Source organism: Pseudorhodoplanes sp., from assembly GCF_050250235.1.
Classification (GTDB): Bacteria; Pseudomonadota; Alphaproteobacteria; order Rhizobiales; family Xanthobacteraceae; genus Pseudorhodoplanes.
In genome coordinates, this window is the sequence record NZ_JBFWPA010000027.1 from 1 (window position 1) to 13,197 (window position 13,197).

11 protein-coding genes and 1 tRNA gene are annotated in these 13,197 nt (G+C 60.0%); 8 read left to right on the forward strand and 4 right to left on the reverse strand.

Going from position 1 to position 13,197, the window contains the following annotated elements; translation table 11 throughout:
• Nucleotides 1–66 precede the first annotated feature (66 nt).
• The 3 genes from AB7F49_RS14080 to AB7F49_RS14090 are packed head-to-tail and all read right to left on the reverse strand — an operon-like array spanning nt 67 to nt 4,737.
• Nucleotides 67–2,157, reverse strand: a complete 2,091-nt coding sequence (locus AB7F49_RS14080; protein ID WP_428523323.1) for a 3-hydroxyacyl-CoA dehydrogenase NAD-binding domain-containing protein — start codon at nt 2,155–2,157, stop codon at nt 67–69.
• On the reverse strand, nt 2,157–3,587 hold the full coding sequence (locus tag AB7F49_RS14085; protein WP_428523325.1) for an MmgE/PrpD family protein: 1,431 nt from the start codon (nt 3,585–3,587) through the stop codon (nt 2,157–2,159). Before AB7F49_RS14085 ends, AB7F49_RS14080 begins: the two co-directional genes overlap by 1 nt.
• 1 nt (nt 3,588) lies before the next feature.
• A complete protein-coding gene (locus AB7F49_RS14090) occupies nt 3,589–4,737 on the reverse strand; it encodes an acyl-CoA dehydrogenase family protein (protein ID WP_428523327.1) in 1,149 nt (382 codons plus the stop codon).
• 404 nt (nt 4,738–5,141) lie between these two features.
• On the opposite strand from AB7F49_RS14090, the gene AB7F49_RS14095 reads away from it, so the two are divergent.
• The 6 genes from AB7F49_RS14095 (at nt 5,142) to AB7F49_RS14120 (ending at nt 10,462) form a co-directional block, all read left to right on the forward strand.
• Nucleotides 5,142–5,552, forward strand: coding sequence for a Zn-ribbon domain-containing OB-fold protein (locus AB7F49_RS14095; protein ID WP_428523328.1), 411 nt, complete (start codon nt 5,142–5,144; stop codon nt 5,550–5,552).
• Nucleotides 5,549–6,688: a thiolase family protein gene (locus AB7F49_RS14100; protein WP_428523330.1), complete on the forward strand. Its 1,140-nt coding sequence runs from the start codon at nt 5,549–5,551 to the stop codon at nt 6,686–6,688. Before AB7F49_RS14095 ends, AB7F49_RS14100 begins: the two co-directional genes overlap by 4 nt.
• A gap of 11 nt (nt 6,689–6,699) precedes the next feature.
• Nucleotides 6,700–7,512 (forward strand): SDR family NAD(P)-dependent oxidoreductase, encoded by an 813-nt coding sequence (locus AB7F49_RS14105; protein ID WP_428523332.1) that lies wholly within the window; start codon nt 6,700–6,702, stop codon nt 7,510–7,512.
• 394 nt (nt 7,513–7,906) lie between these two features.
• The gene (locus tag AB7F49_RS14110) at nt 7,907–8,317 is read left to right on the forward strand and encodes a DUF3489 domain-containing protein (RefSeq protein ID WP_428523334.1); all 411 of its coding nucleotides are present in this window, start codon (nt 7,907–7,909) and stop codon (nt 8,315–8,317) included.
• Between the two features lie 4 nt (nt 8,318–8,321).
• A complete protein-coding gene (locus AB7F49_RS14115; RefSeq protein WP_428523336.1) occupies nt 8,322–8,822 on the forward strand; it encodes a DUF2924 domain-containing protein in 501 nt (166 codons plus the stop codon).
• Complete coding sequence (locus AB7F49_RS14120; RefSeq protein WP_428523338.1) at nt 8,819–10,462, forward strand: recombinase family protein; 1,644 nt, start codon at nt 8,819–8,821, stop codon at nt 10,460–10,462. The genes AB7F49_RS14115 and AB7F49_RS14120 overlap by 4 nt, the downstream gene beginning before the upstream one ends.
• Nucleotides 10,463–10,693: 231 nt before the next feature.
• On the opposite strand, the gene AB7F49_RS14125 is transcribed toward AB7F49_RS14120, so the two are convergent.
• Nucleotides 10,694–10,768, reverse strand: a tRNA-Val gene (locus tag AB7F49_RS14125).
• Between the two features lie 209 nt (nt 10,769–10,977).
• On the opposite strand from AB7F49_RS14125, the gene AB7F49_RS14130 reads away from it, so the two are divergent.
• Together AB7F49_RS14130 and AB7F49_RS14135 are read left to right on the forward strand one after the other, a co-directional pair.
• The gene (locus AB7F49_RS14130; RefSeq protein ID WP_428523340.1) at nt 10,978–11,757 is read left to right on the forward strand and encodes an SAM-dependent methyltransferase; all 780 of its coding nucleotides are present in this window, start codon (nt 10,978–10,980) and stop codon (nt 11,755–11,757) included.
• Between the two features lie 88 nt (nt 11,758–11,845).
• On the forward strand, nt 11,846–13,189 hold the full coding sequence (locus AB7F49_RS14135) for an APC family permease (RefSeq protein ID WP_428523342.1): 1,344 nt from the start codon (nt 11,846–11,848) through the stop codon (nt 13,187–13,189).
• Nucleotides 13,190–13,197: the final 8 nt, after the last annotated feature.

A 13,197-nucleotide genomic window follows, 5' to 3' on the forward strand; every position in this document is an offset into this window, starting at 1 on the left:
CAGACGTTTCAGGACGCGTTAAGCACGCCGTGGGCTTATCAACGAAGGCTCGACGCCTTTGACACCTCAGCCCTCTCGGAGCATCTGAAACGCGCGGTCGAGATTGGCCCGACGGAAGCCGAAGCCGATATCAGCAGCGACTTTGTCGATCTGCTGCTCTATTTTCTTGCGGTCCTGCCGGCTCACCCAGAACAGGATGCCGCCGCGGACCGCAGGGAATCCGCAGCCGTTCACCAGCACAAGATCGATGTCGGACGCCCGCTCGGCGACGCCATCTTCCAGGACCAAAGCTGCCTCGTTGAGCATGGCGGCAAGTGCGCGCCCTTGCAGCTCAGCCGCCGTGAATTGCCGGCGCTCGATGCCTTTTTTGCGGGAAGCGTTTTCGATCAACCGATGGACGGCCGGATCGAGTCGGCCGCGCGAGGCGGCCGATGAATAGTCGTACCAACCAGCCTTGGTCTTGCGCCCAAGACGTCCCAGTTCGCAGAGCTGATCAAGGATATCGACGTACCGCTCTTGGGCGTTGCGCAACGCCGCCTGTCTCTTGCGCGTCTGCCACGCGATGTCGAGGCCGGAAAGGTCAGAAACTGCGAACGGACCCATCGCAAATCCAAAAGCTTCGAGCGCGGAATCAATCTGCTCGGGATAAGCGCCCTCTTCGAGCAGGATTTCGCACTCGCGTCGGTAGGCGGAATAGATCCGATTTCCAATAAAGCCTTCGCACACCCGCGCGATGACAGGTACCTTGCGCAATTTCCGAGCGACGACAACGGCGGTCGCCAGGGTCTCGGTCGATGTTTTGGCCGTTCGTACCACCTCCATGAGCGGCATCAAGTTCGCCGGGGCGAAAAAGTGCATACCGACGAAGCGCTCGGGACGTCTGATCTCCATACCGAGACGGTTGAGGTCAAGGTAGGAGGTGTTGGAAGCCAAAATCGTCTCAGGGCGAATTACGTCATCCAGCTTCGTAAGAATTTCGCGCTTGATGTCAATTTCCTCAGGTACGGCTTCGATCACCAAGTCGACATCGGACAGGCCTGGAAGGCTGATACCCGGCCTGATCGATGACATGTGGCGGTTTAATTCTGCTTCGGCGAGCTCACCGGATTCTACGGAACGCATATAGATAGCTCGTAGTCGTGCGAACGCGCCGTCCAGTGCCGCTTGATGGCGCTCGACCAGCGTAACGGGAATGCCGGCATCGGCGAAGCATACGGCGATCCCGGCCCCCATTGTGCCGCCACCCACCACACCTACTGATCGCACGGCTTTAGGTTGAGCGTCCTTTCCGTCGTCCAACCGGCCTGCCTTGCGCTCTGCAAAAAACAGATAGCGCATCGCGGCGGCCGACTCGCTTACGCGCAGCCGCTGAAAAATTTCCCGCTCCTCCTTCAGGCCGATGTCAATTGGAACGTCCGCCGCACGCCGAACGATCGCGATGGCTTCCGCAATCGCTGGATTCCACCGACCGCGGCGCTCCGCAGCCCCAACGGCGGCAGTCAATTCGGCTTCGTCGTACTGAGGAACAGCCATATCGCGAACCCGCCGTTTGCCGCCGTGCATCTCTAATGCGTATTTCGCTGCGAACTCGCGCAAATCTCCTTCGGCGATCGTGTCGATCAGGCCGATGCGGAGCGCTTCGGGTGCCGGAACTTTCCGGCCGGTCGTGATGAGTTCGATAGCAGCCACCATTCCGGTGAGACGGAGCATTCGCTGCGTCCCCCCCGCTCCGGGAATGAGGCCAAGCTGCACTTCGGGCAATCCGACGACTGCGGTGTTCTCCGCAACGCGCGCGTCGCATCCGAGCGCGATCTCAAAGCCGCCGCCAAGCGCCGCACCATGAATGGCAGCCACTACCGGCTTTGGACAATTTTCCAGCGCCGCGATGACCGCCGGAACCTGCGGATCGCGAAGCGGTTTATCGAACTCCTTGATGTCCGAACCCGCGATGAACGTCGTGCCCGTGCCGACTAAGACTGCCGCTTCGAGCGTTGGGTCCTCCCCGATCTGCCGGATGCATTCGAAAATGCCGGAACGAACGTCCCACGACCCTGCATTAACCGGGGGGTTGTCGATGATGATAAGACCGACGCTCCCTTTGCGTTCAAGACGAACGCGGCGTCGAACGCCCGAATTCACGGTTTCGCCTTCCGGCATCACTGGGGGCGCATCGCGTCGAAAAGTGGAACGATGTCTCCAACGGAGTCGAGCCGCCACAGATCATCGAGAATTCGGCGTGCGTAGTCGGCTCCGAGCGAGGGTGAGGCGAGATCCAAGAACTTTTGCCCAAGCCGGTCGTCGCTCAGCGGAAGTTCCGGCGCTCCGAGCGCTTCCATCGCCTCTTTGCGAAAGACGCCACGCGATGTGGTCACCGTGACCTTTGCGGGCCGATTCTGCGGATACAGCGCGTCCATTTCAGGGGTCGCTTCGACATGAACCAACTTACAGAGCCGGGTCACTTCGGGATCCTGTCTGGTTTCCGCCTTGAAGTGCTCGAGCTTGATCCAACCGTATTTCAGGCCGAGCGCCATGATGTAGGGAAAACTCAACTGAGCGCTCGCGAAGTCGGCCCAATCCGTATGCGCGTGCGCAGCGGCGATGCTGTACGTCTCGACCTTGATGTCCTTGACGTCCTCCGTCCTGAGAAAATTTGCCTTCATGAGCTCGATCAGCGCCTCCACGGCCGGCTGAAGATGTCGGCAGCATGCATATGGCTTGACATAGCAATCGGTAATGCCAAAGGGAGCGCCGGGCGAAAGCGTGAGGTTGCGCGACGCTGCATCCTGGCCAAATGCAAAGGCCTGGGCGAAACCGTCGACCGTTTCAAACACCTTAGGCGGCCCCTCAATCCCGTTCGCCGCAAAAAGCGCGGCTTGCAAGCCTTCTCGTGCGGCATGTCCGGCATGAAGCCGCTTGACGTCGGCACCGCCGTTCAAAAAGGCGAACAGACCGGCACCGCTACTAGCGGCGATGCCGAGCGCGTTCGCAATCTTGTTTGGGGTAAGATCGAGCAAGCGCGCGGACGCCGTTGCTGCGCCCAAGACACCAACGACACCAGTCGGATGAAATCCGCGGCGGCGCATATCGGGGTGAAGGGCACGTGAGACTGCACAGATGGTTTCATATCCAATGACCGCCGCTTCGAGAAACCGCAGTCCGCTGGCGTGCTTCTCATAGGCAAGCGCCGCAATCGCGGGTACGACCGGGACGCCAGGATGCACTGAACCGAGCCGGTAACCATCGTCAAGCTCGGTACCATGCCCTGCCGTCCCAGAAATGAAAGCTGCATCGAGCAGGTCAGCTCGCCGCTTTCGGCCTGGCACAACAACTTGGCCAGCGACCCGTACGCCGCCGAGAACGCCTTCTACTCGGTTGGCGAGGTCACCCGCAGCCCCCGCGATGATCGCGCCAAGCGTGTCGAGCACATGCCGCTTCGCTGCGTGTTTGACGGCGGCATCGAGGTCGCTCCACCGCAGACCGGCGGCAAACTCGATGAGCGCGTCTGTGGCGCCGACGCCGTTGCCGGCTGAAAGATCCTTTCTGACATTCAGCATGTGCACACCTAATCTTTGCGCCTTGCGCCGCACCTTATTTCGAACGTTGGTCGAAACGTCGGTCGAAAATCGTCTCGGCCATGCGGTTCTTGAGCATTTCAATAGAGCCGCCTGCGATCATCCAACCTCTTGTCCGGCGAAGGCAATATTCGGCAAGCAATTCCTGGGTGTAGCCAAGTCCGCCGAGGACCTGCAGCGCATCATTCGCGACCTCGAAGCCCGCTTGGTTGCAGGCAAGCTTGGCGATCGTCGTTTCATATGCAGATGGCAGGCGCTCCTCCCCGTTCACCGCTGCCCGATAGAGAAGAAGTTGGGCGGATTCGAGCTTAAGGGCCATGTCCGCAAATTTCCATTGCAGCCCCTGAAATTCGCAAAGCGGACGCCCGAACTGCTTGCGGACCATGGCATGCTCGCGAGCAAGCTCGTACGCATACCGCCCAAGTGCGAGCGAGCGCGACGCATTTCCGATGCGCTCGACGTTGAAACCTGCGATTTGCTTTTTGAACCCGCCGCGACCCAGCAGGATGTTCTCCTTTGGAACGCGGCAGCCTTCGAAGTAAAGCTGACACCATTCTTCTCCGCCCATGAAGGCGGAGGGCTTGCCGATGGTCAGTCCCGGTGTCGAGCGTTCGACCAGGACCGACCCTATTCCATCCAATCCAGGCCCAAATCGGACATAGACCAAGAAGACTGACGCGTCCGGGCTATGGGTCGAGAATACCTTGGTGCCATTGAGAATAACTTCCTCGTCCCGTTCGGTCGCGGTCGTGCGCAGCTCCGTAGCAGCTGAACCTGCCTCAGGCTCTGACATGCACAGGCTGATCGCAGCCTTTCCTTCTAACAGCGCCGGCAGGAAGCGTTTCTTCTGCTCTGGGGTTGCGTATTCCGAAAGGGTTCGGATGGCGCCGAAATTGCCGGATTGCACGACATCCGCACTTCGCGGGCACACAGCCGCTATCTGCTCGATCGCGATGACGGCATCCATCAACGTACCTCCCTGACCGCCGTCGGCCTCGGGTATTGTGATTCCGAGAAGCCCTCGCCGGGCCATCTTTTCCGCTACGTCGAAGGGAAAACGAGGCGTGTGGGCCCGCGGTAAGGCGCCTGATGCAAGCTCATCCTTAGCAAACCGGCGCACGGATTCCGCAAACAGCTTCTGCTCTGTTGAGAGGTCGAAATTCAAACCTGTGCTCCGTAATTGCTATTAAGCTTCATCCGCGCGCCGAGCCATTTCCGCGGCTGTCAACGCTATCGACTCATTTTGAGTCCGCCCAGAGCCCCAACCAGGTCCGGCAGCGTCTTGTAGCGACCAGGCATCCGCCTTGAAGCGGGTTTTGACGTTGTAATCGACCACCCGCTTGACCGGCACAAGGATCTTCATGCTTCACCAACCGCCCACTGCCCACTGCCCGGAATTCCAAGGGGGAATGCAATTATTTCACACAGTAGAACCAGTTTTGTCTAGTGATTAAACCGATCCCGGGCCTGGGGCGGGTGGTTATTCCATTGAGTAAAAACCGTTTTGCGCAACAAAACCGATCGGCTATGTTACTTTGAAACAGTAACATTCGCGAGGCGGCAAACTGGATGTCAAAACAGCGCCCGATTCGTATGGGACTTTTTGTTGAAGGGCCGCCGCCCAGACTGCTCGGAAGCCGTTGTCGCGAGACGGGCAATGTTTTCTACCCTACGCAAAAGATGAATCCGCTCACACACCGCACCGATACCATGGAGCCAGTTGAGCTTCCGGGCACCGGCAGGCTGTTGACGTTCACTGTGGTCAGGCGGGCGGTTTCGGGATTCGAGTGCCCTTATGCCTTGGGTGTCGTCGAACTCGACGCCGGTCCAAAGCTGACGGCCCAACTTACCGACTGGCAAAACGCCCGTCTGCGTATCGGAATGGAGGTCGAACTTGTCATCGGGCCCATCCGCTTCGATCCAGACGGCACTGCCGTGATGGGCCCGAAATTTCGCGTTCTCGAAGGACCAAGATCTTGAGCGGAATTTATGTCATCGGCGCGGGAATGACTCAGTTCAAACCGCAGCCCAAGACTGAGGTTCATGAACTGGGTCGCGATGCTGCCTGGGCCGCCATCAAGAACTCCAATGTTGATCCCGCCGCGATCGAAATGGCTCACGCCGGCCACGCCTATCAGGGCCAGTGCTTCGGTCAGAAGGTCCTGCTCAAGATCGGTCTAACGGGTATAGCGATCGCAAATTATGAGAATGCCTGTGCAAGCGGCGCCTCCGCAGTGTGGGGTCTCTACAACGCCATCAAAGCGGGACAAGCTGAGATCGGTATCGCGATCGGTGCCGAAAAGCTCTCCTCCCCCACGGGTGGCTTCACGCCGCTGGTCGCCGACGACCTCGAAAGCAGCATGGGCCGGGTGATGCCTTCGGTTTTTGCAATGGCTGCCCATAAGCACATGAATAGGTACGGCACCACCCGGGAGCAACTTGCAAAGATTGCCGTGAAAAATCGTCGCAACGGCATACGAAACCCCTATTCGCCTTGGCTTGAGGAGATCACCAGCGAGCAGGTCTTGAATGCCCCGATGATCGCTGACCCACTGACTCGCTTATCATGCTGCCCTGTGTCGGATGGCGCGGCGGCCGTAATCATGGCTTCCTCGAAGGTCGCCAAGCAATACACCTCGAAGCCAGTCGAAATCCGCAGCGCGGTGCTCGCATCGGGAATTCGCAACGGTGTCGGAATGGCCGACGACCATTCCGAGATGACAATAAGGGCCGCAAAGCGGGCGTACGAGCAGGCAGGCGTCGGCCCATCCGATATCGATGTCTGCGAATTGCACGATCCATTCACTATCGCAGAACTCATCCATTACGAAGATCTCGGGTTCTGTGCTGCGGGCGAAGGCGGTCGCGGTGTGGACGAAGGCTGGTTCGATCTGAATGGGAAGGTCGCCGTATCGCCGTCCGGCGGCCTGCTGGCAAGAGGCCATCCGCTGGGAGCCACCGGCGTTGCCCAAATTGCCGAGCTGTTCTGGCAGTTGAGAGGCGAATGCGGCGAACGTCAGGTGCGCGATGCCAAGGTCGGGCTTGCGCACACGGTCGGCGGCGGGGTGACGGAAATCGAAGCCGGCGCGACCTCGGTGCACATTCTTGCGGTGTGATCAGGTGGAAGATGGATCTTCAGCTCATAGATAAAGTCGCGCTCGTGACCGGCGGCGGAATGGGTGTCGGGCGTTCAATCTGCAAGCGCCTCGCGAGCGAGGGCGCCACGATCATCGTTAATGACATTGTCGCGGAGCGCTGCCAAGCGGTCTCAAAGGAAATCACCGAAGACGGCGGCGCGGCAACTCCCTTTGTCTGCGACATAACATCGCTAGAGACTCTCCGCAAAGAATTGGCACAAATCACGCAACAGACCGGTCCGGTTGACATTCTGGTCAACAACGCCGGCGTCGTCCCCGAACGGCGCACGGGGGAAATCGGTCGGCCTTTGTTCGTCGAGATGCATGACAAGTATTGGAAAAAGATTGTCGACCTTAATTTCTATGGCGCGATGAACTGCGTTTCTATAGTTGGGCCCTCTATGATGGAGCGGCGCCAAGGCAAAATTATCTCGATTGTTTCCGAGGCCGGGCGCATTGGCGAGGCTCGCATGGCCGTTTATTCGGGAGCCAAGGCCGCCGTAATTGGCTTCTCTAAAGCCATTGCCCGGGAGCTCGGCCCATATTGCATCAATGTGAATATGGTTGCGCTTTCTGCCGTCGCGCACGAGAGTCCGATCGCCGGCTTCCAGAAGATTTCCGCCACGGTCGAAACAGACGAAGTACTTCGGAAGGTTCTGCGCAGTTATCCAATCGGCGAAGGGTTAGGACGTCTTACTCGGCCAGAAGACGCCGCAGACGCTGTCTTGTTTCTGGCATCAGAAAGAGCTGCGTACATCACGGGGCAATGCCTTGGAGTGAACGGCGGATTTGCTATGATGTAATAATATCTATCGGCCGTGGTCGGTACCCCTCGATTAAATGCGTCGCGGACCAAAGGGGTCCGGGGGTGGTCTGGCAATAACCTGCAACATCAATCGTCGGGCCCAATTGCTGAGCAAACCTGCTTGAGGCGGTCGACTCGCGCCATAGTGCCTAACACCGATATCGATGCTGAGCCTATGTAGTTCGAGCGGAAGGCATGCTTGGGTTCATGTCAACGAAACCGTTGCAGGCCAGACCGAGTCCGTCTCTGAAGAAATGACTGGCATGTTCGGCCGATTGGAGCGTTACTGTGCGGACCTGGGCGGACGCCTTGGGATTGCCCCGCTGGCTGTGCTGCTTGAGCGGGGCTGTGGCAGTGCGGCGGATGGCGCCGCGTTGATGCCAGAGGATCCCATGACCAAGTCCAAATCCCGGAAGCCTGATACGTCGACGCATGCACGTCTCAAGCCAAGCCATGGCAAAAGAAGAGAATCCGGCACCCGCAAGGCGGCACCGCGCAAAGCGATTCGGCGGCCAAGAGCCACTGTGCCGTTATCCGCCACCGTCAAGCGAAAGAGCCAACCCGACACCAAGCAGGCGCAGGTCATCGCGATGCTGTGTGCGCCATCAGGCACCACTATTGATGCGTTGATGCGAGTAACCGGTTGGCAGCAGCATTCAGTTCGGGGTTTCCTCACCGCTGTCGTTCGAAAAAAGTTCAGCCTCGATTTGCGGTCGGAAATTATCGACGGCGGGCGCGTCTATCGGGTCGTTGATGGCGCAGCTACGCCCGCTGTCGACACAAAAGCGAAGACCGCGGCCTGATACTATGCGACGGTCGAAATCGATGGCACGAAGTCAGCCCAAGACTTCGTTGGAACAAGAGATCGCGCATTTGCGCGATCTCGACCTGAAAGGTCTTCGAGCGCGTTGGCGAAGTGTGACCGGACGCGAGGCGCCCCCTCACCTGCCCGGACATCTTCTCTTCGCCATGCTCGCTTACCGTATCCAGGCTGAGGCTTGGGGCGATCTTGACGCCGAGACCCTGCGCCTCCTGAAAAGGTTGGGAGCCTCCGGCTCGGATGATGATGTTGGTTCGTTGGCCGACGCCTTCAACCGGCGCCGACGCGGCTTGTTGCAAGGCACCGTTCTCACACGCGAGTTTAATGGTGAAACGCATCGCGTAATGGTCGTCCAAGATGGCTTTGCCTGGAATGGCCGCACCTACAACAACCTGTCGACGATCGCCTATGCCATCACCGGCACCAAATGGAACGGCCCGCGCTTCTTTGCTTTGCGCGACCGCAAAGCGGCTGACGTGCAGCCATGACAAGTGCCAACAAGGCCGTCCGTTGCGCCATCTATACCCGGGTCTCGACCGATTCCGGCCTCGACCAGGAATTCAACTCCCTGGATGCCCAATATGATGCAGCTTCGGCTTATATCCGCAGCCAGGCCCACGCCCATTGGACCCTGGTGCGGACCCGCTACGACGATGGCGGGTTCTCCGGCGGTTCGACGGACCGTCCCGCGCTTCAGAACCTTCTGGCCGATGTAAAAGCCCGCAAGATTAATGTGATCGTGGTTTACAAGGTTGATCGGCTTACGCGATCACTGGCGGATTTTGCCAAGCTGGTTGAGTTATTCGATGCCCATGGCGTCTCGTTCGTTTCGGTGACCCAACAGTTCAATACCACCACGTCGATGGGACGTCTGACCCTGAACGTGCTGCTGTCATTCGCCCAGTTCGAGCGAGAGGTCACCTCCGAGCGCATCCGCGACAAGATCGCTGCCTCCAAGCGCAAGGGGCTGTGGGTCGGCGGGATGGTCCCGCTCGGCTACGAACTGAAGGACGGCAAGCTCACGATTGTCGAGAAGGAGGCGGAGCTCGTCCGGACGATCTTCCGGCGCTATCTGGAACTGGGCAGTGTCAACCGGCTGGTCGCGGATCTCGGGGTTCGCAAAGCCCGCTCCAAAATACGGACGCTGTCGAACGGCCAGACCCGAGGCGGAGTTCCATTCACGCAGGGCCCGCTCTTCTACATGCTGCGCAACCGGTTCTATATCGGGGAGGTGCGATTCAAGAACGAGATCTGTCCCGGTCCTCAGCCACCGCTCATGGATAGAGGTCTGTTCGACGCCGTCCAGGCTAGGCTGAGCCAGCAATGGTCGCACCGGACCGCGACACGGACCAAATCCGGCTACCTGCTCTCCAGTTTGCTGTTCGATGATGCCGGCTTTCCCATGGTTGCGACCCATGCGACCAAGGACCGGGTACGCTATCGATATTACGTCTCGCAGGCCATACTACGCGGCAGCTCCAAGACTCCCTGCGGCTCGGTCTCCCGCGTGCCGGCCGCCGACATCGAGACGGTCGTTGCCGAGGCACTGGCAAAGCATCTGGGCAAGGGGACCGATGGGGCCGGAAACGTGAACGGGATCGACCGCAAGGCGGTTGTGGATAACATTGCCCGCATCGAGATCCGCAAGAACCAGATAGCTGTCCGCTTCAAATCGCCCGCCGCGGATGAACCTCCGAATCAAGAGGCCGAACTGATGCCATCTGGAATGGACCAGAACGATGCCGGTTCCTGGCTGCTGATCCCGTGGCGCAAGCCGCCGTCGAAACAGGCGCGCGAGATCCTGTTGCCGGCTTCGGCGCAACGACACCAGGTTCGCCCCATCAAAGCCGAGCGGAAGGCTGCACTGATCCGGGCTATCGCGCGGGGTCGCGCCTGGCTGGACGAGATCGTCTCCGGAACAGCGAGGATCGAGCAGATTGCAACCCGCAATAAGCGCAGTCTCCGTCATGTCAATATGACGATCTCGATGGCCTTTATCGCTCCAGCCCTCGTCAAGGCTGCCATCGAAGGTCGTCTGCCGCGTGGCATCGGCGTTGCCAGCCTCCGCGAGGCCCCGGCCGAATGGTCACGTCAGTACGAGCGCCTCGGCCTGCCGATCCCAGATTGACCAGCCCCCTGAGACCGGCGGTTTCCGGATGCCGGCGGCCGCCATTGCGAGGCGTGACCTGCACCCCAAACCGAGCCGCCAGGAACGGGAATTCCTGTCGCGGAGACTGAGGCCGGAAAACACCGCACCGTCTCCGGGGAGACCGAAAATGCGCAGGCCAAAGACAGAAAAACCCGCCAAATGCGGGCTTTTGTCACCGATTTTCACAATCTGGCGTTTGGTCAGACTGGGTGGTGGGCGCGACAGGGATCGAACCTGTGACCCCTACCATGTCAAGGTAGTGCTCTCCCGCTGAGCTACGCGCCCGTCCCGCCTATCGGACTGAGGCGCCCCTATAATCGGTCGCCCGGTACGAAGCAAGCATCGGTCCGGATTTTCGATTTCCGGCTGCTGGCGAGGTCCGGCCCGGTTCCAAAGCTGCCACAAAGGGAATAAGGAACGCCCGTAAGGTGTACGCGTTGCAGCCCGGGCGACGGCCGGGACGCATTCCACACAAAGCTCACAGGGAGCCTCTGATGATTTCGCGTTTGGTGTCGCTTCGTCCAGCAATCTATGCCCTGACCGTCGCAGCCGGCCTTGCAGCGGCGAGCGCGGTTCATGCGCAGCAAGAGCCCCGGCTTGACGTGATTTATGTGCCGACACCGCAGGAGGTCGTGGACCGCATGCTGGCGCTCGCCAAGGTCGGCCCCGGCGATTACATGATCGACTTCGGCTGCGGCGACGGCCGCATGGTGGTCACGGCGGCCAAGCTCGGCGCCCGCGGCTACGGCGTCGACATCAATCCGCAGCGCATCAAGGAAGCCAATGAGAACGCCGCAAGGGCGGGCGTCACCGACAAGGTCGAATTCAAGATCGCCAACCTGTTCGAACAGGACCTCTCGAAGGCCGACGTGATGGCGATGTATCTGCTTCCCGACATCAACCTGCGGCTGCGTCCGAAAATCCTCGATACCATGAAGCCGGGCACGCGCATCGTGTCGCATGCCTTCGACATGGGCGACTGGAAGCCGGAAGTCGAAGAGAAGGTCGACGGCCGCAACGTCTATTTCTGGATCGTGCCCGCCAAGGTCGGCGGCAGTTGGGAGGTGGACGGCGCGCAGAAGATGACGCTGAAGCTCGACCAGACATTTCAGTTCTTCACCGGCAAGGCCGACATCGGCGGCAAGTCCGTCGAGGTCACCGACGGCCAGCTCAAGGGTGCCGACATCTCCTTCAAGGTGGACGGCAAGACCTTCACTGGCAAGGTTTCAGGTGGTTCGATCGCAGGTGACGGCTGGAAAGCGACCAAGGCCTGAGGGCTTTTCCCGCGTTCGATAAACCGACACAATCGGAAGGACGCCTCGGCGTCCTTCCTTCATTTGCGCCTCGCGCAGGATAGTCCCCATGACAACGCAAAGTTCCGGCACTCCGCGCGCAAGCCTCTCAGTCACCGACGGCGCACTGATGATGGTCGGCATCATCATTGGCATCGGCATTTTCAAGACACCGCAACTGGTGGCGATGTTCAGCCCGAATGAATGGACCTTCGCAGCTCTCTGGGTGTTCGGCGGGCTCACCACCCTGATCGGCGCGCTGGTCTATGCGGAACTCGCGGCCGCCTATCCGTCCACCGGCGGCGAATATCACTTTCTCAGCCGCGCCTTCGGACTGCCGGTCGCATTTCTGTTCGCCTGGGCCCGTACCACGGTGATCCAGACCGGCGCGATTGCGGCCGTCGCCTTCGTGTTCGGAGACTATGCGCAGGAGCTGTTTTCGCTTGGCACCTACGGATCTGCCATCTATGGCGCCCTGGCGCTGATCGCACTCACTCTCATCAATATCGCCGGCACCTATCAAAGCAAGACCGCGCAAAACATCCTGACGCTGCTGCTCGTCGCCGCGATGGTGATGATGGTCGTCGTCGGCCTGATGAATCTCGGCAACACGCCCCCGGTTGCGGCTGCGGCTGCCGGCGGACCGGGCTACGGCATGCTCGGCCTCGCCATGGTGTTCATCCTGCTGACCTATGGCGGCTGGAACGAGGCGGCCTATCTGTCGGGGGACGTCCGCAATGTCGGACGCGACATGGTGCGCATCCTGCTGGTCGGCACAACGATCGTCACATGCATCTATGTGCTGGTGAATGTCGGTTACCTGTTCGCGCTTGGACTCGACGGCATGCGCAAGAGCGACGCCATCGCGGCCGACGTGATGCGACTGGCCTTCGGTCCCGCAGGCGCTGTGGTCGTGAGCGTGATCGTGTGTGTCGCAGCGCTCTCGACCATGAATGCCAGCATCTTCACCGGTGCGAGGCTCTATCACGCGCTCGGCCAGGATCTGTCGCTGGCGCGGCTCCGCGTCTGGGACCAGGTGCGCAACAATCCGCGCAACGCCATCATCCTGCAAAGCTTCATCGCGTTCGTGCTGGTCTGCTTCGGCGCGATGGCACGCGACGGCTTCAAGGCGATGGTCGAATATACCGCCCCGGTATTCTGGTTCTTCCTGCTGCTCGTGGGGATATCGCTGTTCGTGCTGCGGCAGCGCGATCCGAGTCATCCCCGTCCCTTCAAGGTTCCGTTCTATCCGGTCACTCCCATCCTGTTCTGCGCGATCTGCGCCTACCTGATCTATTCCAGCCTGGTCTATACCGGCCGGGGGGCATTGTTCGGCATCGCGGTGCTCCTGATTGGAATTCCGCTGCTTGGCCTGGTACGCAGGAAGCGGCGGCGCATGGCAGCGGCGGAGTAGGCCAAACT

Excerpts from the sequence above, each read along its gene's own strand:
- AB7F49_RS14115 (WP_428523336.1), top strand. The coding sequence starts at position 8,322 with ATGCGACGGTCGAAATCGATGGCACGAAGTCAGCCCAAGACTTCGTTG.
- AB7F49_RS14095 (WP_428523328.1), top strand. The coding sequence starts at position 5,142 with ATGTCAAAACAGCGCCCGATTCGTATGGGACTTTTTGTTGAAGGGCCG.
- AB7F49_RS14105 (WP_428523332.1), top strand. The coding sequence starts at position 6,700 with ATGGATCTTCAGCTCATAGATAAAGTCGCGCTCGTGACCGGCGGCGGA.
- AB7F49_RS14110 (WP_428523334.1), top strand. The coding sequence starts at position 7,907 with ATGACCAAGTCCAAATCCCGGAAGCCTGATACGTCGACGCATGCACGT.
- AB7F49_RS14120 (WP_428523338.1), top strand. The coding sequence starts at position 8,819 with ATGACAAGTGCCAACAAGGCCGTCCGTTGCGCCATCTATACCCGGGTC.
- AB7F49_RS14080 (WP_428523323.1), bottom strand. The coding sequence starts at position 2,157 with ATGCCGGAAGGCGAAACCGTGAATTCGGGCGTTCGACGCCGCGTTCGT.
- AB7F49_RS14135 (WP_428523342.1), top strand. The coding sequence starts at position 11,846 with ATGACAACGCAAAGTTCCGGCACTCCGCGCGCAAGCCTCTCAGTCACC.
- AB7F49_RS14130 (WP_428523340.1), top strand. The coding sequence starts at position 10,978 with ATGATTTCGCGTTTGGTGTCGCTTCGTCCAGCAATCTATGCCCTGACC.